Source organism: Paraburkholderia sp. SUR17 (assembly GCF_029536165.1).
Classification (GTDB): domain Bacteria; phylum Pseudomonadota; class Gammaproteobacteria; order Burkholderiales; family Burkholderiaceae; genus Paraburkholderia; species Paraburkholderia kururiensis.
This window is the reverse complement of the sequence record NZ_CP120508.1, coordinates 3884694-3905311: the sequence shown is the minus strand read 5'-3', so window position 1 is coordinate 3905311 and position 20618 is coordinate 3884694. Positions and strand designations below refer to the sequence as shown.

The following is a 20618-nucleotide window of genomic DNA, read 5'->3' as shown; positions in this document are numbered from 1 at the left end:
GTGCATCGCACTTGCCGGAACGGCGATACCCTCTTTGCGGATTTGAGATATGCGGATACGTGCACTGTTGAGCCTGTTGCTGCTGGCAATCGTCGTGGTGCTGCCTGGGTGCGGCTACAACGCCATCCAGACCGAGGACGAACAGGTGAAGGCGAGTTGGTCGGAAGTGCTGAATCAGTACCAGCGCCGCGCAGACCTCGTGCCTAATCTCGTCAACACGGTGAAGGGATACGCAAATCAGGAAAAAAATGTGCTCACGAGCGTAACCGAGGCACGCGCGAAGGTGGGTTCCATTCAAGCGACGCCCGGCCTTATTTCGGATCCCCAGGCGTTCGCCAAATTCGAAGCTGCACAAGGACAACTCACGTCGTCTCTCTCCAGACTGCTAGTGGTGTCGGAGAACTACCCGCAACTCAAATCGGACGCGAATTTCAGAGACTTGCAGGCGCAGCTCGAAGGAACGGAAAACCGCATTGCCGTCGCGCGGAATCGGTATATCAAAGCGGTGCAGGCGTACAACGTCACGATCCGGTCGTTTCCCAGCAATCTCACCGCAAAAGCTTTCGGCTATCAGGAGCGGCCCAATTTCTCGGTGAGTAATGAAGCCGAGATTTCGAAGCCGCCGCGCGTGGACTTTGGCACCCCGCCAGCGCCAGCGGGCGGAGCATCCAATTGAACGTCGTTCGTCTCGCGATTGCACTCGTCGTCGCGTTGCTCGTCCTTGTCGGTGTGCCCGCTCACGCCGACGCACCGGTGCCCGCGCTAACTGCGCGCGTCACCGACGAAACGGCTACGCTCACCAGCGAGCAAAAGGCCACGCTCGAACAGTCGCTTAAAGGCTTCGAAGCCCAAAAGGGGGCGCAGATCGCCGTGCTGATCGTTCCTACCACTGCGCCCGAGACGATCGAGCAGTACTCGATTCGCGTGGTCGAGCAGTGGAAACTCGGCCGCAAGAACGTGGACGATGGTGTCCTGCTCATCGTGGCGAAGAACGATCGCACGCTGCGCATCGAGGTCGGCTATGGCCTTGAAGGCGCGCTCACGGATGTCACGAGTAACCGCATCATCAACGAGACCATCGTACCGCGCTTCAGGCAGGGCGATTTCTACGGCGGTATCTCGGCGGGTGTCGACAGCATCATGCGTGTCGTGAGCGGCGAGCCCTTGCCGGCACCGCCCGCCCAGAAGCGCAGCGCCGACGGCAACGGGCGTTTGCTGCCCGTACTCTTCCTGCTGACCGTGGTCGCCGGCGGCATCTTGCGCGCGATATTGGGCCGGCTTCCGGGGGCGGTGGTAACGGGCGGCGCAATCGGCTTCCTCGCCTGGCTGCTTTCCGGCGCGATGCTCATCGCCGTCGTGGCGGGTGTAATTGCGCTGCTGTTCACGCTGCTGGGCAGCGGCATGGGCGCATACGTGGGTGGACGCTCCATCGGTGGTGGAAGGTTTGGGGGCGGTTCGAATCGCGACATCTTTCGCGGCGGTGGTGGCGGATTCGGTGGCGGCGGCGCCTCGGGCAGGTGGTAGCAATGGACGTCAAGCGCCTTCTCAGGCATCTCTTCATGACGCGCTGGCGAGTCAACGCAGCGTTTCCCCGTTCATCGCTGCTTGTGATCGAGAAAGCTGTGCACGAGAGCCATCAGACCCATGTGGGCCAGATCCGTTTCGCCGTAGAAGGGGCATTGCATAGCGGGGCGCTGCTCAAAGGCCAGTCGGCCCGCGAACGCGCAATCGACGTGTTTTCCGAACTACGTGTCTGGGACACCGAGCACAACAACGGAGTACTGATCTATTTGCTTCTGGCAGATCGCGACGTGGAGATCATCGCCGACCGCGGCATCGACGCCAAAGTCGATCGCGAAGAGTGGGAGACCATCTGTCACGCCATGGAATCGGAGTTTCGGCGCGGAAACTACCAGCTCGGTGTGATGGGGGGAATTGCGCTGGTCACACAACTGCTGAAGACGCACTTTCCGGCTCATCGTCCTCCGCGCGAAGAATTGCCGAGTTCACCGGTGGTGCTTTGACGCGTTCAGGTAATCTGGATACCTGACGATATGCGTTACTCGAGTAACGTGATCTCGATTCGCTCCTTTCCTTTCCCCGTATTTTTTCGTTTGAGCTTCAGGGCGCCAACTTCGCCCGTCGATTTCGGATGCGTGCCGCCGCACGCCATCGTGGCAAAGCCCTCCACCTTCCAGTAGCGACGCTGCGCTTCGACATCGCTGAAATTGGTCACGATAGCCAGATCGCGCTTCGTCAAATCCAACGCGGCCTGTTCGATCTCGGGAAATAGCGGCGAGACGCTCTCATCGCTCGCGAAGTCGATGCGTGCCTTGTCTTGCGCAATATGCGCACCAATGCGCTCGATACCCGGCCTGAGTCGATACACGAGTTGCAGCACCATTTCGGCTGCGAAGTGCAAACGCATCAGCCGGTAGCGACGTTCCCAGTCGATTCGCCACGTCACTCGGTCGCCCACTTTGAGCGAATGCTCAGGTGGAAGGGTGTAGATGATTTCGAGGCCTATCTTTTCGGCCTTGATGACGGGATAGACGCCAAGCCAACCCGAGTCGCTTTCCTGACCGCCTGAGGCGGCGAAAAAAATCGTCGCCTCCACCTGGACCTGCTTGCCGTTCGCGTAGCTCACCACGGTATCTAACGTGGTTCGATAGGGCTCGTCCCAGAATACTTTGCGCGTCATGACTGGGTCTGTTCTTGTGAAAGGGAGAGACAGCGTAGCCAGGGACGGGTGGTGTGGCTTGTACGATCTTGCGGCCCCGCCAGGCTCACCAACGAGTTCACGAATTCCATGGCGAATCGTTCATACCGGCAGGACGCGCACGGGAGGAGCCACGAGCATGCTGCAGACACAGATCGCATTGCAAATGCTGCTGAATGCCATCGCTCGCCGCCCGGCCCGTCCTGCAGCCACGCATGTAGCCGCGGCTACCACTGCCAGTCCGCCCCCCGCCACGAAGGAGAGCAAGATGCCGAGCGAATTCGATTTTCTTGACAAGCACTACGATAAAACGGACATCCCCGAGGTCGCCGCACAGTCCGCGCGGGAGCGGTTCGGCAACTATCCCGTCGCACGCACGAGCACGGTCATATACGGCATCGACTGGGAAACGCTTGTCGATTCGATTATCAAAGCCGTCGACAACTATTCGTACGGCGCAATCTTCAACACATCGGCATTCGCGTATCTCGGCCAGTACAACGGCGCGCCGCAGTGGAACATCGTCCTCACCGGATTGAAATACGTGAACGCCACGATCAAGGTGGTCGGCTCGACGCCGACGTACACCATCGAGGACTACGACAACGGAACGATCGTGGTCAACGCACAGGTCGCGGGCAACAATCCGCCGATGCTCGGCGATATCGTGCATTTGCAGGCTGCGATCGGTAACTACATCGGGACGGTGCAGTTGAAGAATTGAAGACAGGGACGGCGTTGTTGTTGTGGGGCGCGAGATGTGCGATTGGGGTGCGATTCAGATGCCCAGTCGGGCTTGCTGCGAAGCTGTGGATGATTGCCAATGAAAAGACCCATAAGTCTCTCGACTTATGGGTCTCGGTTTCTTGCGTTATGAGGCTATCTACAGACACCCTCAAACATCAATATTCCCCGCCCTCAACGCATTCGACTCGATAAACGCCCGACGCGGCTCCACGTCGTCGCCCATCAGCGTCGTGAAGATGCCGTCCGCCGCAATCGCATCCTCAATCTGCACGCGCAGCAGGCGCCGCACGTTCGGGTCCATCGTCGTTTCCCAGAGCTGTTCGGGGTTCATCTCGCCAAGGCCCTTGTAGCGCTGCTTCGAGACGTTGCGCTCCGCGTCCGTCATCAGCCACTTCATGGCGCTCTTGAAGTCGTTCACGGCCATGCTGCGCTCGCCGCGTTTGATGACTGCGCCCTTGCCGATCAAACCCTTGAACGTGTTGGCCGTATTCAGAAGTTGCTGATAGTCGGCGGTCAGCAGGAATTCCTCGTCGATCACCGTGACCTTCACGTTGCCGTGATGGCGCCGCTCCACGCGCAGCGAGCGCAGTTCGCGCACCTGGTCGTACATGGGCACCACGCTGACTTCGGGCTTCAGCGGGTCGTCGCGCAAAGCGATTTCAAGCGCCTGGGCCGATGCCTGGGTGGACGCCTCGCTCGTGAGGTCGATGGCCACGCCGTCCATCACGGCCTCGAGCGCGCGCTCGTCATAGAGACGGCTCAGACGATTCACCACCGCGCGTGCGAGCAGGTATGACCGCGCCAGTTCGCCCAGCGCGTCGCCTGCGATCGGCGTGCCGTTTTCGGTGGGCAGCAGTTCCGATCCGTTCAACGCCACTCTGAGCATGTGTGCGTTGAGTTCGGCATCGTCCTTCAGGTATTGCTCGTCTTTGCCGGCCTTGAGCTTGTAGAGCGGCGGCTGCGCGATATACACGTAGCCGCGCTCGATCATGTCCGGCATCTGGCGATAGAAGAACGTGAGCAGCAGTGTGCGAATGTGCGCGCCGTCCACGTCAGCGTCGGTCATGATGATGATGCGGTGGTAGCGCAGCTTCTCGAGGTTGTAGTCTTCCTTGCCGATGCCGCAGCCCAGCGCGGTGATCAGCGTGACGATCTGCTCGGAAGACAGCAGCTTGTCGTAGCGCGCCTTCTCGACGTTGAGCACCTTGCCGCGCAGCGGCAGGATTGCCTGGAACTTGCGGTCGCGGCCCTGCTTGGCCGAGCCGCCTGCGGAGTCGCCCTCCACGATGTAGATCTCCGACTTCGCCGGATCTTTCTCCTGGCAGTCCGCGAGCTTGCCGGGCAGACCCACGCCGTCCAGCACGCCTTTACGGCGCGTCATTTCGCGGGCCTTGCGTGCGGCGTCGCGCGCGCGTGCGGCGTCCACGATCTTGCCGCAGATGATCTTCGCGTCGTTCGGCGTTTCGAGCAGGAACTCTTCCAGCGCCTTCGCGACCACTTCCTCAACGGGCGCGCGCACTTCGGACGAAACGAGTTTGTCCTTCGTCTGCGAGCTGAACTTCGGCTCGGGCACCTTCACGGAGAGCACGCACGAAAGGCCTTCGCGCATGTCGTCGCCGGAGGTTTCCACCTTCGCCTTCTTCGCGACTTCGTTGTCCGCGATGTACTTGTTGATGACGCGCGTCATCGCAGCACGCAGGCCGGTCAGGTGCGTGCCGCCGTCGCGCTGCGGAATGTTGTTCGTGAAGCACAGCACGTTCTCGTTGTAGCTGTCGTTCCACTGCATGGCCACTTCCACGCCCACGCCGTCTTTTTCGCCGTTCACGTGGAAGATCGTGGGATGCAGCACCTGCTTCGTCTTGTTGATGTACTCCACGAAGCCCTTCACGCCGCCCACGAACGCGAAATCGTCTTCCTTGCCGCTGCGCTGGTCGGTAAGGCGGATGCGCACGCCGTTATTCAGGAACGACAGCTCGCGAATGCGCTTGGCGAGAATGTCGTAGTGGTATTCGACGTTGCCGAAGATGGCCTCGTCGGCCATGAAGTGCACTTCGGTGCCGCGGTTTTCGGTTTCGCCGACGTACTGCATCGGCGAGACGCGCTCGCCGTTCACTTCTTCGATCACGCGGTTCTGTGCGATGCCGCGGTGGAATTCCATGAAGTGCTTCTTGCCGCCGCGGCGCACGGTGAGGCGCAGCCAGCTGGACAGTGCGTTCACGCACGACACGCCCACGCCGTGCAGGCCGCCCGACACCTTGTAGCTGTTCTGGTCGAACTTGCCGCCCGCGTGCAGTTCCGTCATCACGATTTCGGCGGCGCTGCGCTTCGGGTCGTGCTTGTCGTCGAGCTTGATGTCGGTGGGAATGCCGCGGCCATTGTCCTGCACGGAAATGGAGTTGTCCGCGTGAATGATCACGTGGATGTCGTTGCAGTGGCCGGCCAGCGCTTCGTCGATGGAGTTGTCGAGCACTTCGAACACGAGGTGGTGCAGACCGGTGCCGTCCGACGTATCGCCGATATACATCCCCGGGCGCTTGCGGACCGCCTCCAGACCCTCGAGGATCTGAATGGAGGAGGCGCCGTAGCTGTTGTCGGGTTGCGTATTGTTCAGTTCACTCATGGAATTTTCCGGTTCTGCGTCACTGCCAGTGTTGCTGCTCGATACGTTTCAAAAAGCCATAAAAACGCCAAAGGGGCGCTGCGCCCCCTGGTGTTCTTGTTTTTTTGCGGCGTCAGATGCGCATTGGCATCACCACGTATTTGAACTGTTCGTTCTCTGGAATGGTGATGAGCGCGCTGGAGCTGGCATCGCCCAGGCTTACCTGCAGCATGTCGACCTTCAGGTTCGCGAGTACGTCGAGCAGGTACGTGACGTTGAACCCGATGTCGATGGTGTCGCCTTGATAGGCGATCTCCAGTTCTTCCTGCGCCTCCTCCTGGTCCGCGTTCGTGGACATGATCTTCAACTGGCCCGGCTGCATGATGCAGCGCACGCCCTTGAACTTGTCCGACGTGAGAATGGCCGCGCGTTGCAGCGAATGCTGCAGTTCTTCGCGGCCAATCAGGAACGTGTTCTTGTGCGACTTCGGAATGACGCGCTGGAAGTCGGGGAACTTGCCTTCCACGAGCTTCGACACGAGCTCGACCTGGCCGAAGGTGAACTTGACCTGGGTCTGCGCGATGTCGATTTTCAGCGTGTCGTCGATGTCTTCGAGCAGGCGCTGGAGTTCGAGAATCGTCTTGCGCGGAATGATGACTTCCTGACGCGGGAACGCGCCCTCGATCTTCATCGACGAGAACGCGAGGCGGTGGCCGTCGGTCGCGACTGCCATCAGCTGGTCGCCGTCCACCACGAGCAGCATGCCGTTCAGGTAGTAGCGGATGTCCTGCTGCGCCATGGCGAAATACACCTGGCCCAGCAACTGGCGGAACGTTTTTTGCGGAACCGTGAGGCTCGCGCCGAAGTCTTTGGCTTGCGCGACCGTAGGGAACTCGTCCGCGGCGAGCGTCTGCAGCGCGAAACGGCTCTTGCCCGATTGCACGGTCAGACGCTTGTCCGACAGCGACAGGCTTACTTCGCCGCCCGGCATGGCGCGCAGGATGTCGAGCAGCTTGCGCGCAGCCACCGTGGTTGCGATGGAATCGCTGCCTACGCCGAAATCGGCGCGCGTGGTGATCTGGAGTTCGAGGTCCGTGGACAGGAACGACACATCGGAACCGGTTTTGGTAATCAGCAGATTGGCGAGGATCGGCAACGTGTGGCGGCGTTCGACAATGCCGCTCACCGTTTGCAGCGGCCTGAGGAGGTTATCGCGTTCGGTCTTGACCAGTTGCATAGAGTTCCTTCGTTGATGTGACGGCCTGCGCGTCTCGCCCGGCTCGTCACCGCGCGGCCCCGGTCCCCGCCGGCGCCTGCGTGCAGTACCGGCCTCGGCGTGAAAATCCCGCCCGCGACCGCCGGGCGGTTAAACCTGTATTGTGCCTTAAAACGGAACCACTTCCCCAAAATGGGGGTGTTCTGCGAAATAAACAGAGCTGGGCTGCACGGCCTGGCCACCCCGTCTCACCGCCCTTCCCGCATGCGTTTTCACGGTACTGCCTGGCCGGGCGGCAGACCCGGTTGCAGGCGCGATTGAGGTGCAATTGAGGCGCAATTTGCAACAGTGGCAACCGGTCCTGCTATCCCTTCAACGTCTGTTCCAGCACATGCAGTTCGTGATTGAGCTGGGCGTCCTTGCTGCGCTCGTCGGCGATCTTGCGCACGGCGTGCAGCACGGTCGTATGATCGCGCCCGCCGAACAGCTCGCCGATCTCGGGCAGGCTCTTCTGCGTCAGCTCTTTCGCGAGGTACATGGCGATCTGCCGCGGCCGCGCGATGTTCGCCGGACGCTTCTTCGAGTACATGTCCGCGACCTTGATGCTGTAGAAATCGGCCACCGTCTTCTGGATGTTTTCCACCGAAATCTGCCGGTTCTGCACCGTGAGCAGGTCTTTCAGCGCTTCCTTGGTGAGTTCGATCGAGATCTCGCGGCCGTGGAACTTCGAGTACGCGAGGATCTTGCGCAGCGCGCCCTCCAGCTCGCGCACGTTCGAGCGCAGATGCTTGGCCACGAAGAACGCGACGTCCTCGTTCAGGCTCACGCCTTCCGACTGCGCCTTGCGCATCAGGATCGCCACGCGCATCTCGAGCTCGGGCGGCTCGATGGCAACGGTCAGGCCTGAATCGAAACGGGAGATCAGGCGGTCGTCGATGCCGGAAATCTCTTTCGGATACGTATCGCTGGTGATGATCACCTGCGCCTTGTTGGCCACCAGCGCCTCGAACGCGTAGAAGAACTCTTCCTGCGTGCGCGACTTGCCCGAGAAGAACTGGATGTCGTCGATCAGCAGGAGGTCGAGCGAATGGTAGTAGCGCTTGAAATCGTCGAACGCCTTGCGCTGATACGCCTTCACGACGTCGGACACGTACTGCTCCGCATGGATGTAGCGGATGCGCGCGCCGGGCTTGTCCATCAGCAGCTGGTTGCCGATGGCGTGAATCAGGTGAGTCTTGCCGAGCCCCACGCCGCCGTACAGGAAGAGCGGGTTGTACGAGATGCCCGGGTTGTCCGCCACCTGGATCGCGGCGGCGCGGGCGAGCTGGTTCGCCTTGCCGGTCACGAAGTTGTCGAAGGTGAGCACGGGGTTCAGCTTGGAGCGCTCGTAGGTGGGATCGGCTTCATTGCTGGCCGCGCCCGCCGCGGCGCCGCCCGGGCGCCATGTACGGCGTGCCGCCGCGGCTTCGTTGGCGTCGAGGCTGGGGAGGTCGAGATCTGCGGCGTCGTCGGCGATCTGGTTTGCACCGTTGCCGGCCGTTGCCACCTGGGCGACCTGGGCTGCGGCGTGAGCCGCATGAGCGGCCTGCACGGCGCCGACGGCGGACTCCACGGCAGCCGCGCCCGGCCCTGCCGCGGTACCAAGCGGCCCAAGCGGCCCGAGCGGGGCACGTGGCGCCGCGGGCGGCCGCACGCCCCCCTTGGGATCGAGGACGAACTGGACATCGATTGGCGCCTGCCAGAACTCGCGCGCGAGATCGGCGATACGACCGGAAAACTGGCTCTTGACCCAGTCGAGCTTGAAACGGTTCGGCGCGGCAATGCGCAGCGTATTTGCTGCGGCGTCGAAGGCGACCGGGGCCAACGGTTTTATCCACGTCACGTACTGCTGGGGCGTCAATTCACGCTCCAGCAGTGCGGAACAGTGTTGCCAGAAATCGTTCATCAAGTTGCGTCGTTTTGTATGCACCGCCTCCGTCTGCTGCCTTCGTCGCGCGAACACAACGAGGCCCGGGCAGCAGGCGGACAACGCCCCGCCGGGCCCGCGCAGCAAGCGTTTGCGCAAGCGGGCCAAGCCGGAGCGTGGTGCAGGATTCTTGGGATCAAGGCGAGATTCTACCGCCAAAATGCAGGGGGAAGCGAGTTATCCACAGGGCCGGATCAAGGCCCGGCGCGGGGGGTTCAGGAAGGGCTCCGGCCTTTCGGGGCCATCTCGCAGCCGCCTGGACGGCTGCTGAAGTCGCGGCCTAAGCTATTGACGACCAAGAGAAAACCGGCTTAAATAGCGGGTTCCGCGAAAACCAAATCCCTTGACCTGCCGGTTGTCGCCTTGTGTGGCCGGTGTTAACACTGATTAGCGCTGGTCATGCTGGTTATCGGCTGGTCGTAGCGTGAAATGCACGCGTGAGATGCGGCTGCCCATGCAGCCTTCCATGCGATTACCCGCAGCGATGTCCGCGCGGTGGATCCCGGCGAGCAGGCCGGCAACCGACTCTCGACAAGTGAGATCAACATGAAACGTACTTTCCAACCTTCCGTGACGCGCCGTAAGCGCACCCATGGCTTCCGCGTTCGCATGAAGACCGCGGGCGGCCGCAAAGTGATCAACGCCCGCCGCGCGAAGGGCCGCAAGCGCCTCGCCGTCTAAGGCGCGCTGCGAGCGGATTGCGCGCCGGTTCCGGCACTCGCGCCAGCGCGAAACCGGATCTGCGCGCCGCATCAGGCCCAGTTCCGTTGCAAGCGCAAGCCGCCTTTCCCAAAGCCGCAAGGCTGCTGAAAACGGATGAGTTCTCATCCGTTTTTCGTTTGCGCCCGTGGCGCCGTTCGGCGCACTTCGTGGTGTACGGCCGGCCCACCGGCAACGAAGCGCGCCTCGGCCTCGTGATCGGCAAGAAGTTCGCGCCGCGCGCGGTCACGCGCAATCTCGTGCGCCGTATTGCGCGCGAGATGTTCCGGGTGCGGCGCGCCGAGTTCGGCGGATGGGACGTGCTGCTACGTCTGCATACGCGCATCGACCGCAAGGCTTTGCCGAGTGCGTCCTCGCCGCCGCTGAAAGCGTTGTGCCGCACCGAGATCGGCATGCTGCTCGACAAGGCCGCTCGCGAGATCGCAAAGCGCGAAGCACAGGCGGCGCCGCAGGAGAGCCAGCCGGCGTCGGGCGAGGCCGCGCAAACGGTGCGGCCCGCAGAGCCTGGTGCGGCAGGCACGGCCGGCGCCTCGGGCACCGGCAAGACAGCGCCGGCGTGACCATGACCGCGAACGATGTAACCGACCTGCTACGATCCAGGCCAAGCGCGAACGCTGCCACTGCAATGGCCGTCGCCGCACGAACGCCGACCGCTCCCGCATGCCGAAGGCGCCCTCGGCTAAACCGGGGTAACCAGCGGGGCAGACAGCTCGCTATCCGCTCCACTTCGCGGCTTCACCTTGCCGCACTGCCATGCAAACGGTACTGATCGCATTACTGCGCTTCTACAAGATTGCCGTGAGTCCACTGCTCGGCAACCGGTGCCGCTTTTACCCCTCCTGTTCCGACTACGCGCGCGAAGCAATCCAGTATCATGGCGCCGCGCGTGGTACTTACCTCGCGGCAAGGCGTCTGTGCCGGTGCCATCCGTTTTCCGCGGGCGGCATCGATCTGGTCCCGCCACCTACTTCCCAAAGCGCTGACGCGCCACGCCATCGACACTGAGACAACGCATGGATATCAAACGCACCGTCCTATGGGTCATCTTCTTCATGTCAGCGGTCATGCTGTTCGACAACTGGCAACGCGACCATGGACGCCCGTCGATGTTCTTCCCGAGCGCGACGCCCACCCAGACCGCTGCAAGCGGAGCCTCCGGCGCCGCTGCGGCGTCGGCCACGCCGGAAGCCGGGCAGGCACTGCCGGCCGCCAGCGGCGCCGCACCCGCGAACACGGCGCCGGCCGCGCAGGCGCAGCTCGTGCATTTCCGCACCGACGTCTATGACGGCGAGATCGACACGCGCGGCGGCACGCTGGCCAAGCTCTCGCTCGTGAAGGAAGAAGACGGCAAGCCGAACCAGTACATCACGCTCTTCGACCACACGAAGGACCACACGTATCTGGCCCGCACGGGTCTCCTGGGCGGCGACTTCCCGAACCACAACGACGTCTTCACGCCGGCCGCTGGTCCGCGCGAGCTCACCGGCAACGCGAATTCGTTCCAGCTGAGCTTCGAGTCGCCCGTGAAAGGCGGTGTGAAGGTCGTGAAGACGTACACGTTCACGCGCGGCAGCTACGTGATCGGTGTGGACACGAAGATCGACAACGTCAGCACTGCGCCCGTCACGCCGACGCTCTACATGGAACTGGTGCGCGACAGTCAGCCCGTGGAAACGCCGCGCTTCTCGCACACGTTCATCGGACCGGCGGTCTACACGAACGAGCATCACTTCCAGAAGATCTCGTTTAGCGACATCGACAAGAACAAGCAGGACTACGCGAGCTCGTCGGACAACGGCTGGGTCGCGATGGTGCAGCACTACTTCGCGACCGCGTGGATACCGAAGCAAGGCGCGAAGCGTGACATGTACGTCGAGAAGATCGACCCGACGCTGTACCGCGTGGGCGTGAAGGAGCCGGTGGCGACCATCGCGCCGGGGCAGTCGGCCGACGTGTCGGCACGCCTGTTCGCCGGTCCCGAAGAAGAGCGCATGCTCGAGGGCATCGCGCCTGGCCTCGAACTCGTGAAGGACTACGGCTGGGTCACGATCATCGCGAAGCCGCTCTTCTGGCTGCTCGAAAAGATTCACAGCGTGGTGGGCAACTGGGGCTGGGCGATCGTGCTGCTCACCGTGCTCATCAAGGCCGTGTTCTTCCCGCTTTCGGCGGCGAGCTACAAGTCGATGGCGCGCATGAAGGAGATCACGCCGCGCATGCAGGCGCTGCGCGAACGCTTCAAGAGCGACCCGCAGAAGATGAACGCCGCGCTGATGGAGCTCTACAAGACCGAGAAGGTCAATCCGTTCGGCGGCTGCCTGCCGGTGGTGATCCAGATTCCGGTGTTCATTTCGCTGTACTGGGTGCTGCTCTCGTCGGTGGAAATGCGCGGCGCGCCGTGGGTTCTGTGGATTCACGACCTCTCGCAGCAGGACCCGTACTTCATCCTGCCGGTGCTGATGGCCATCTCGATGTTCCTGCAGACGAAGCTCAACCCCACGCCGCCGGACCCCGTGCAGGCCAAGATGATGATGTTCATGCCGATCGCCTTTTCGGTCATGTTCTTCTTCTTCCCTGCCGGCCTCGTGCTGTACTACGTGGTGAACAACGTGCTTTCCATCGCGCAGCAGTGGTACATCACGCGCATGATGGGTCAGAAGAAGAAGGCGGCCTGATCGTCGCACGCGTCGCAAAAAAAGCCGCCCGGCTATCAAACCGGGCGGCTTTTTCTTTTGGCTCGTCGCGGCGCCGTCGCGCTAGCCTGGGCGGCCAACCGCGTGCCAGTTCGAGCCAGCCAGCTTCCGCCGCTCAGCTTTTGCCGGCGTTGCCGTAGAACTCCGAAATGAGTTCTTCCACGAGATAGCGATGATGCGGCGACAGCGCTTCGATCTTCGACGCCAGTTCCAGTGCTTCGGGCGAGAGCGGATACTTTTCGTCGCGGGGCCGTGGCTTCGGCACTGTTGTCGAGCCCGCGCTGCCCGAGGGCGGTCCGTAGTGCAGCCAATGCAGATCGACACTCAGCCATTCAGCGAGCGTGCGGAGTTTGTCTTCCTTTGGAATCGTGCGTCCGGTCAGCCACTTGTGGGCCGTTTGCGGCGATACTGGCTCACCGTGATAGCGCAGGTTGAAATGCATGGCGAGGTCAGTACCGCCGCGAAGCTTTTCGGGCGCGCGCTTCATCGCGAACTTGAGTCGTTCGGTAAAAGCGGCTTTTTCTTCGGGCGTTGGCATGGCGCGATTGTGCAATCCGCCTCATATGGTGCTAACAACCAGCCAGGCTATATTTAGTGCATTTACGCTATATATAGCCTGATTTGACGATTCTTTGATGCAAACTGGATTCAACTGGCCAACCCTCGCCGAGCCTTGCGGATGGCCGATCTCGTCACGAAGAGACAAAGTCGTCCACGCAATTTCGTCCCAAAATGCATTAGCTAATTCGAGATATCGGATCACCATTAGATATTCGACATGGTCGATTCGCCATGCGCGCACTTCGCGTTCCTGGCCTCAACGGCGTGCGCGATACAATGCCAGGCGCTCCATGCTTGAGCCCGCAATACGCAACCCGCAACTCGCCGCTCCACCGTTTTCGCTCTGATTCGCCACCATGCTCGCCACCGATTCCGATCCGATCGTCGCCATTGCCACTGCGCCGGGGCGCGGCGGAATCGGCGTAGTGCGTGTCTCGTTCGGTCGCGCCGGCGAGCCCGCCGCCCGGTTGCTGATGCAGACCATCGTCGGGCAAACGCTCGCGGCTCGTCACGCGAGCTATGTGCCCTTCCTCGATGCAAACGGCAATGCGCTGGACCGCGGCATCGCGCTGTACTTCCCCGCGCCGCACTCGTACACCGGCGAGCACGTGCTGGAACTGCAAGGGCACGGCGGCCCCATCGTGCTGCAGCTGGTGCTGCAGCGATGCATCGACGCAGGCCGCGAATTCTCGCTGCGCCTCGCCGAACCGGGCGAATTCACGCGCCGCGCGTTTCTCAACGACAAACTCGACCTGGCCCAGGCCGAGGCCGTGGCCGACCTGATCGAGGCCAGCACGGAAGCGGCCGCGCGGTCGGCCGGGCGTTCGCTCGAGGGCGCGTTTTCGCGCGATATCCACGCGCTCGTCGAGGACGTCATCGCGTTGCGCATGCTCGTCGAAGCGACACTCGATTTCCCCGAGGAAGAGATCGACTTTCTCGAAGCCGCGGACGCACTCGGCAAGCTCGCTCGCATCCGCGAGCAGCTCGCCCACGTGCTCGCTGAGGCACGGCAAGGCGCGCTTCTGCGCGAGGGATTATCGGTGGTGCTTGCGGGGCAGCCGAACGTCGGCAAGTCGTCGCTGCTGAACGCACTGGCGGGCGCGGAACTCGCCATCGTCACGCCGATTGCCGGCACCACGCGCGACAAGGTTTCGCAGACCATTCAGATCGAAGGCATTCCGCTCCATGTGATCGACACCGCAGGGCTGCGCGAGACCGAGGACGAGGTGGAGAAGATCGGCATCGAGCGCACGTGGAGCGAGATCGAACGCGCCGACGTGGTGCTGCACCTGCTCGATGCGCGCGTCGGCATGACCGGTGAAGATCGCGCCATCGCGACGCGGTTCCCGGCCGCGGTGCCGGTCATCCGCGTACTCAACAAGAGCGATCTCACGGGTAAGGAGCCGGCCGTGAACCGGCTGGACCCCGCCGCCGAAGGCGACTTGTGCGAAGTGCGGCTCTCGGCAAAGCAAGGCGACGGCATTTCGCTGTTGCGCGCGGAGTTGCTGCGCATTGCAGGTTGGCAAGCCGGCGCCGAAAGCGTGTACCTTGCCCGCGAACGCCATCTGATCGCACTGCGCGCAGCAGCCCAGCATCTCGAACAGGCAACCATGCACGCCGACCAGAACGCCCAGGCACTGGATCTCTTCGCCGAGGAACTGCGCCTTGCCCAGGAACAGCTGAATTCGATCACCGGCGAATTCACTTCCGACGATTTGCTGGGTGTGATTTTTAGTCGGTTTTGTATTGGGAAATAAGCTGTCGGCAAGCGATGCCGAGGCTCACAAGAGCGTCACCGCAGCGCGATAGCTCATTGAATTGTCAGAAAGACAAAGCGCCGCGCAGAAGCCGAAACGCAACCGCGGAAAAATGGAAACGAGGCGCTACAAAGGGAACGTCGCGGTCGTGATGGAGGCCTTGGCGCCACGGCCTCGGCGGGCGGTCAGAAACCGTACGGACGGTAATTTTCGGACACAACTACTACAGCGCGAAGGCGCTATTCTCGCCCTCCATGACTCAATGAGGAGCACGCATCATGGTGAGGCTACTGACGGTTCTCATGCTGGCGGCGGGACTCGCGGGCTGCGTCGTGGCCCCGCCCGGCTACTACGGCTACGCACCGGCGCCCGCGTACTACGGCTATGCGCCCGGTTACTACTACGGGCCGTCGATCGACGTCGGTATCGGCTTCGGCGGCGGACATGGCTGGCACGGCCGCTAATCCCAATGAGGCCAAGGGGCATCGGCAACGCGCCGATGCTCGCGACAAAAGCGCGCTGCATGGGCAACGGCCAGGCACGCGCATTTGATCGTGCCTAACGTCGGCGGAAGTGTCCGCTTCTGGGATCGACGAAAGATGCAAAGGCGACAAGCGCGCCGATAGCGATCGGCGACGCAATCAGGACTGCGGTCAGCATGACTTGCCCCGTAACGAAACTGGTGGTCTAGACGTCTATGGCTTTTCGGTATTGTGGGCAAATCATCGGACAAGAGCGCCATCACGCCAATAGGGACCGCACATTACGTGAATTCCCTGCCGCAGCTTTGTTTCTTCATGCAGCCGGCGTGGGCTGTAGACATTCCTTCAATTCACCTTTTGCGCCCTGGCCTGCTGCTCGGAAAAAGCAAGCAGATCGCCCAGCGACTTGTGGAGGTCGCGCAGGCTTTGCAGCGGCAACGCGAATGCGAGCCAGCCGAAACGTGTGTGGCGCAGCTGCAGCAGCGCGCCGCCCACGAACATCTCCGGCGCGACCCACCACCTCGGATCAAGCTGTGCCTGCACCTGCTCGCCTGCGACGGGGTCGCGCGTGCGCACCGGCGGCTGCAGTTGTTCCCGCAGCAGGCCAAGACCTTCGATAAGCCGTTCGACGTGCTCGGCCGCGAGCGGCATAGTGGCATCGGCGCGCTGGCAGTTCATCGAGATGCGCCCGTCTTCGTCGATCAGGGAAACCGTCATTAAGGTGGTCATGCTGCGCTTCGTGCTGCCTGTGCTGCCGCGTGTGGATGGGAAAGAAGCGACCCGTCTCACCTGAGCGAAGCAACGGCCCATGAGTGTGACGCGGTGTGCCGCCGGGCGGGCATGCCGCGAGCGTGCGCGCCTATCGTACTGGCACGCCAGGAGGAAAACGAGAGTGAAGACCTTGCCAACTCTTGCCGCTGTGTGAACTCGTAAGAGCGGCCTTGAGAATTAACCGTGACGCGCACTTTGTCGGGCGTGCCCGGCATCGTGCCCGTCGGCCTCGCCGTGCGGCGGGCCATTGCGTTGGCGTGGCGGCACCGTTCCGCACAGCGTGGTCAGCGCGATGCTGAGCACCATGAGCGCAAACAGCGCGAGGAAGTACGTCATCCAGGAGAACTCGAACAACACGAGCGCCTCCTTCCCTCATACAACGATCTGATGAGACGCAGCGGAGTCAGTGGTGAATGAGACTGCGAACAGGATGCCGCCAGTCGATACGGCGCTGCTCCGTATCGTGGACAACACGTTGCCGATGTTCCTGCCAGAGCTCGTCCGAAAACAGGAACGCAACGATTAACAACGGCACGATGAGAAACGCGCCCAGTACCAGATGCTCGATCACGATAGCCTCCTGATCGCAGAGGAGCCGTGATTTTCATTCTAGACGGCCGCCGGCGAATTGCATCGTGGGCAAACACGCATTGCAGGCAATCGGGCAGGCGCGGCGCGGCTTGTGGCCGTCCTGTCAAACGGCCGGCAAGCCGCGCGCTTATTGGCTGGGCGGGCCTTCACGGCGCGGCGGGAAGTTCGCGCCGAACCGGCTCCCTCCCCTTGATTGAATCTGTTGAAGACGCACGGTACGTCGTACGGCGAACGTCTATCGCGGCGACTGATGGTCCCATCGGATCTGCGTGCGCGCTGCCAGGTGAAACGTCAGCGCCCCTTGTTCAGGCCGCCGACTTTTTCCACACCGCTGCCAGTAGCCCGGCACCGATCAGCAGCGTGCCGCCGGTGCGGTTCACCACGCGCTGAACCTGCGCGCTGCGAATCGCGCTGCGGGCCGCCGAGGCGAGCATGGCGTAAGCAAAGGCATTGGCCGTAGCCAGCGTGACGAACGTCGCTTCGAGGACGACGATCTGCGGCCACGTTGGCGCGTGGGCGTCGAGGAACTGCGGCACGAACGCGACGAAGAAGATGATGCTCTTCGGGTTCAACGCAGTGACCGCGTACGCATGGGCAAAGATGCGGCCCGTGCGCGTTTCGGCAGGGGCCGGCATGCCGTCGGCGGGCGCACCGCTTTCCGTTGTGACCGCAGGCGCGGCTGGCGCGCGCCACAGCTTGATGCCCAGATACACCAGATAAGCAGCACCTACCCACTTGAGCGCGGTGAACAGCGTCGCGGACGCGGCAAGCAGGACGCCAAGTCCGAGCATGGACGCCGTCATCGAAGTGAGATCGCCAAGCGCGACACCGGCCGTGGTGGCGAGCGCATAGCGTCGGCCATGGCCGAGTGCATATGAAATAACGAGCAAGACGGTGGGGCCTGGGATGGCGATGAGAATGGCGGACGCGATGGCAAAAGGAAGCCAGTGAGCGAGGGTCATGAAAATCTCCGGGGAAGACGTTTGATTTATCCACGAAGCCGCGGCGTGCGCAAGTACACCAGACGGCCGGCAAGGCCAAACATGGAACGAACGGGTAAACCCTCGTTATTGGCATTCCCGACTGCATTCGTTTGCCGCCGATTTATCGGGCTGACGTAATAAAACCGACGATATGGCATCCTTTTTATTCTGCATCCGATGCGTTATGAGACGCCTATGACGCGCGTTTCACATCCCATTCATGTGACTTTAGGTGCGGCGCGTCATTTTCTCCTGTGATTTAGTAAATCACTTAACTGGATTATCAGGTTAACGGTTTGGATCACGCACAGCCTTATAGGGCAAGCGTCACAAGGCGGCTCCGGCGGAACGCAAGGCTATCGCTTCCCTTTTCCGGCCAGCATGTGCGGCTGCTTCGATATGTCGCATAGGGTGCGACAATTCGCCACTGTTGCGAACGCACACAAGATGTGCTTGCAGTCTTTTGCGCTTCTTCTAAATTGAAAGCTGCGGGAATTCCTTTGAAGTTAAATACATAGCTAACCTGAGCAAATTACCCGCAGGAGGCGAATATGAAGATGCTAGCCGGTTTGATTGTCGCAGCAGCGGGACTCGTTGCCGTTTCCGCCGTACAGGCGCAGGACACGGTAGTCCGGCCGCAACAAACCATTCAGTTCAAGCCAGGCTCCTACGGCTGTCTTTCGCGGGACAAGCTCGACGCGGTCAACGACCATCAGCGGGCGGGCGAACAGCAAAAGATGCAGGAGTTCTTCTCCGGCTTCGAATGCCTGTCCACCCCGGAAAACCAGCAATTCCGCGTCGTGCAGGTTGTCGGCCATGAAGTGGAATTCGTGAACGCGGGCAACACCGACCAGCAAGGTCTCTGGACAAACGACAGGTTCATCAAGCAATAACGCAGCTGTCGTTCGCTGTACGAGCGCGAAGCGGCGCCCAAGAGCGCCGCGGAGGGCGCGCATGGGCGGCGAGCAGTGACGAACGGTCTGGCCATTGCGCCAGGCCGTTTGTTTTTGTCCATCCTCTGCCGACTGGCAACCCGCCAGATCGCACGACGTCGCGCAACCCTCAAATCGCTATCTCGCCGTGAGCAATAACGGAAAGGCGCGCGGCGCGACGGCAAAGCGTCCGGTATCATCACGCGCCGGCGTTCAGTCTGAATGATCGAACGTCGTCTTCATGAAGGGCGACGCGCTGCGATCGCCTCCATCGTTGGGCCGGGAACAACGCGTGCTTTTCTCACTACATGAAACGCACGCTGTCGCGCCGGTCAATCGTGCTCCAAAGGCTCGAAATAAGACGGCCCGTTTTTACGGGTCCGGGATACTCCATGGCGCTCAAATCGACGATATACAAAGCCGAACTCCAGATCGCGGACATGGACCGCCATTACTACGCCGATCACGCGCTCACCATCGCGCGGCATCCGTCGGAAACGGACGAACGCATGATGGTGCGCATCGCCGCGTTCGCGCTCTTCGCGCAGGAACGGCTGGAATTCTGTAAAGGTCTCTCGGACATGGACGAGCCAGACCTCTGGCAAAAGGATCTGACGGGCGCCATCGAACGATGGATCGAGGTCGGCCAGCCCGACGAGCGGCGCATCGCCAAGGCCTGCGGCCGTGCCGAGGACGTAGTCGTGATCGCCTACGGCGGCCGTACTTCGGATATCTGGTGGCAAGGCGTCCAGACGCGGCTGGACCGGCTTCGCAACGTGACGGTTTGGTCGCTGGGCGAGGGCGTCGCGGCATCGCTCGGCGCGCTCGCGGAGCGCACCATGCGCCTCCAATGCACCGTGCAGGACGGCGCCGCATGGCTTGGCAGCGCGACGACCGAGCCGGTGGCAGTCGACTGGACGGTGTTGAAGGCGCCGGCGAACGCGGCATAGCCGGCGAGGGCGGCCGCGCGGCCCAAACCTAGAGCGAAGTGGTCAGCGCGTCGTCGGGCGGCCCCTTGAGCTCCACCATGTTGCCTTCCGGATCGAACAGATAGAGCGACGGGCCGTAACCGTCCGCGCCGTAACGCACGCCCTGGGCGCCCACTTCGGCGCCGCCCGCCTTCAGATGCGCCACGAGCGCCTCGGCGTCGAACTGCTCGATGCGCAGACACAGATGGTCCATATTGCGACCGACGCCCGGCGTGCCGCTTTCAGGGCGGTCGATCCTGGCGCCCACCTGCAGCAGGTCGATCAGCGAGCGCCCCGCACGCAACTGTACGAGCCCCAGATCACGCTGCTCCTTTTCGACGAAGCAGCCGAGCACGTCGCAGTAGAACCGCGCCAGCGCATCCAGATTGGCGGCCCGGATCACGACATGGTCGATCTCGCGGATGTGGATCTTCATCGGAAAGCCTCCTGCACGTTCGCGGCCGATAACGGCAGTGTAGGGGACGGGCGGAACGGTGGCACAGGCCGCGCGATCTGGGACACGGCGAGGCGCAAAGGCACGGGCCAGTGACGGCGGCGCAGGCCGCGACGCCGAGCGTCAACGGCAGCCAGCGGGTACGATGAGGCGCTACCGGGGAGGAAAGAGTCGGCCCGCGCAAACCCGGCCGAACCGGCCCGCGAGCCTTTCCTGAAACCTATGGACGAAAAAAAGCCCACTCAAGTGAGCGGGCTTAATCCATATCAGGAGGAGACATGGAGGAGACAGAGACCAATATACACAACGGGTTGGTGCGACGCAATGTTTTTTTAAGGGAAAACCCGTAACGATGTCGATTTGTCGCACTTTGCACACAGCGACCGTCCGACTAGTCCGAGGGAGCCGGGCCGGCGCGGCAATGAAACCGCAAGAACCGGAGCGCACCGCCAACGCGCCGCC

The 20618-nt window shown here is 62.1% G+C and carries 22 protein-coding genes; 12 read left to right on the top strand and 10 right to left on the bottom strand.

Annotated elements, in window-relative coordinates:
- Positions 1 to 49: 49 nt before the first annotated feature.
- The 3 genes from P2869_RS17495 to P2869_RS17485 are packed head-to-tail and all read left to right on the top strand — an operon-like array spanning position 50 to position 2024.
- Positions 50 to 676, top strand: a complete 627-nt coding sequence (locus tag P2869_RS17495; RefSeq protein ID WP_277597095.1) for a LemA family protein — start codon at positions 50 to 52, stop codon at positions 674 to 676.
- The gene (locus P2869_RS17490) at positions 673 to 1524 is read left to right on the top strand and encodes a YgcG family protein (RefSeq protein ID WP_277597094.1); all 852 of its coding nucleotides are present in this window, start codon (positions 673 to 675) and stop codon (positions 1522 to 1524) included. The genes P2869_RS17495 and P2869_RS17490 overlap by 4 nt, the downstream gene beginning before the upstream one ends.
- Positions 1525 to 1526: 2 nt before the next feature.
- On the top strand, positions 1527 to 2024 hold the full coding sequence (locus P2869_RS17485) for a TPM domain-containing protein (RefSeq protein ID WP_277597093.1): 498 nt from the start codon (positions 1527 to 1529) through the stop codon (positions 2022 to 2024).
- 35 nt (positions 2025 to 2059) lie between these two features.
- Here P2869_RS17485 and P2869_RS17480 read toward each other — a convergent pair whose 3' ends face one another.
- The gene (locus tag P2869_RS17480) at positions 2060 to 2701 is read right to left on the bottom strand and encodes an alanyl-tRNA editing protein (RefSeq protein ID WP_277597092.1); all 642 of its coding nucleotides are present in this window, start codon (positions 2699 to 2701) and stop codon (positions 2060 to 2062) included.
- 157 nt (positions 2702 to 2858) lie between these two features.
- On the opposite strand from P2869_RS17480, the gene P2869_RS17475 reads away from it, so the two are divergent.
- Positions 2859 to 3443 (top strand): hypothetical protein, encoded by a 585-nt coding sequence (locus P2869_RS17475; RefSeq protein WP_017772329.1) that lies wholly within the window; start codon positions 2859 to 2861, stop codon positions 3441 to 3443.
- Positions 3444 to 3614: 171 nt separating this feature from the next.
- Here P2869_RS17475 and gyrB read toward each other — a convergent pair whose 3' ends face one another.
- The 3 genes from gyrB to dnaA all read right to left on the bottom strand — a co-directional run bounded on the left by gyrB (position 3615) and on the right by dnaA (position 9226).
- The gene (gene gyrB, locus P2869_RS17470) at positions 3615 to 6086 is read right to left on the bottom strand and encodes a DNA topoisomerase (ATP-hydrolyzing) subunit B (RefSeq protein WP_277597091.1); all 2472 of its coding nucleotides are present in this window, start codon (positions 6084 to 6086) and stop codon (positions 3615 to 3617) included.
- 112 nt (positions 6087 to 6198) lie between these two features.
- Positions 6199 to 7302, bottom strand: a complete 1104-nt coding sequence (dnaN, locus tag P2869_RS17465) for a DNA polymerase III subunit beta (RefSeq protein ID WP_017772327.1) — start codon at positions 7300 to 7302, stop codon at positions 6199 to 6201.
- Positions 7303 to 7645: 343 nt separating this feature from the next.
- Positions 7646 to 9226, bottom strand: a complete 1581-nt coding sequence (dnaA, locus tag P2869_RS17460) for a chromosomal replication initiator protein DnaA (protein ID WP_017772326.1) — start codon at positions 9224 to 9226, stop codon at positions 7646 to 7648.
- Positions 9227 to 9793: 567 nt separating this feature from the next.
- Between dnaA and rpmH the strand changes: the two genes are divergently transcribed.
- From rpmH to yidC, 4 genes are all read left to right on the top strand, one after another.
- Entirely contained in the window at positions 9794 to 9928 is a 135-nt protein-coding gene (rpmH, locus tag P2869_RS17455) for a 50S ribosomal protein L34 (protein WP_026120950.1), read from the top strand.
- Between the two features lie 59 nt (positions 9929 to 9987).
- Positions 9988 to 10527, top strand: a complete 540-nt coding sequence (gene rnpA / locus P2869_RS17450; protein ID WP_277598170.1) for a ribonuclease P protein component — start codon at positions 9988 to 9990, stop codon at positions 10525 to 10527.
- A 193-nt stretch (positions 10528 to 10720) separates the two neighbouring features.
- On the top strand, positions 10721 to 10972 hold the full coding sequence (gene yidD / locus P2869_RS17445; protein ID WP_081601712.1) for a membrane protein insertion efficiency factor YidD: 252 nt from the start codon (positions 10721 to 10723) through the stop codon (positions 10970 to 10972).
- An 8-nt stretch (positions 10973 to 10980) separates the two neighbouring features.
- Entirely contained in the window at positions 10981 to 12639 is a 1659-nt protein-coding gene (yidC, locus tag P2869_RS17440) for a membrane protein insertase YidC (protein ID WP_277597090.1), read from the top strand.
- A 133-nt stretch (positions 12640 to 12772) separates the two neighbouring features.
- Here yidC and P2869_RS17435 read toward each other — a convergent pair whose 3' ends face one another.
- Positions 12773 to 13195, bottom strand: a complete 423-nt coding sequence (locus tag P2869_RS17435; RefSeq protein WP_017772322.1) for a transcriptional regulator — start codon at positions 13193 to 13195, stop codon at positions 12773 to 12775.
- Positions 13196 to 13574: 379 nt separating this feature from the next.
- Here P2869_RS17435 and mnmE point away from each other — a divergent pair, with 379 nt between their 5' ends.
- Entirely contained in the window at positions 13575 to 14975 is a 1401-nt protein-coding gene (gene mnmE / locus P2869_RS17430; RefSeq protein WP_277597089.1) for a tRNA uridine-5-carboxymethylaminomethyl(34) synthesis GTPase MnmE, read from the top strand.
- A 278-nt stretch (positions 14976 to 15253) separates the two neighbouring features.
- Complete coding sequence (locus tag P2869_RS17425; protein WP_017772308.1) at positions 15254 to 15439, top strand: hypothetical protein; 186 nt, start codon at positions 15254 to 15256, stop codon at positions 15437 to 15439.
- Positions 15440 to 15802: 363 nt separating this feature from the next.
- Here the strand turns inward: P2869_RS17425 and P2869_RS17420 are convergent, their stop codons facing one another.
- From P2869_RS17420 to P2869_RS17405, 4 genes are all read right to left on the bottom strand, one after another.
- Positions 15803 to 16186, bottom strand: a complete 384-nt coding sequence (locus P2869_RS17420; protein ID WP_152494922.1) for a hypothetical protein — start codon at positions 16184 to 16186, stop codon at positions 15803 to 15805.
- Positions 16187 to 16405: 219 nt separating this feature from the next.
- Complete coding sequence (locus P2869_RS17415) at positions 16406 to 16585, bottom strand: hypothetical protein (protein WP_017772306.1); 180 nt, start codon at positions 16583 to 16585, stop codon at positions 16406 to 16408.
- Between the two features lie 46 nt (positions 16586 to 16631).
- A complete protein-coding gene (locus P2869_RS17410) occupies positions 16632 to 16799 on the bottom strand; it encodes a hypothetical protein (protein WP_017772305.1) in 168 nt (55 codons plus the stop codon).
- 325 nt (positions 16800 to 17124) lie between these two features.
- Positions 17125 to 17781: a LysE family translocator gene (locus P2869_RS17405; RefSeq protein WP_017772304.1), complete on the bottom strand. Its 657-nt coding sequence runs from the start codon at positions 17779 to 17781 to the stop codon at positions 17125 to 17127.
- Positions 17782 to 18353: 572 nt separating this feature from the next.
- Between P2869_RS17405 and P2869_RS17400 the strand changes: the two genes are divergently transcribed.
- Together P2869_RS17400 and P2869_RS17395 are read left to right on the top strand one after the other, a co-directional pair.
- Positions 18354 to 18695 (top strand): hypothetical protein, encoded by a 342-nt coding sequence (locus P2869_RS17400; protein WP_017772303.1) that lies wholly within the window; start codon positions 18354 to 18356, stop codon positions 18693 to 18695.
- A 431-nt stretch (positions 18696 to 19126) separates the two neighbouring features.
- Positions 19127 to 19684, top strand: coding sequence for a YaeQ family protein (locus P2869_RS17395; RefSeq protein ID WP_277597088.1), 558 nt, complete (start codon positions 19127 to 19129; stop codon positions 19682 to 19684).
- A gap of 28 nt (positions 19685 to 19712) precedes the next feature.
- Here the strand turns inward: P2869_RS17395 and P2869_RS17390 are convergent, their stop codons facing one another.
- Entirely contained in the window at positions 19713 to 20138 is a 426-nt protein-coding gene (locus tag P2869_RS17390; RefSeq protein ID WP_017772301.1) for a VOC family protein, read from the bottom strand.
- Positions 20139 to 20618 lie beyond the last annotated feature (480 nt).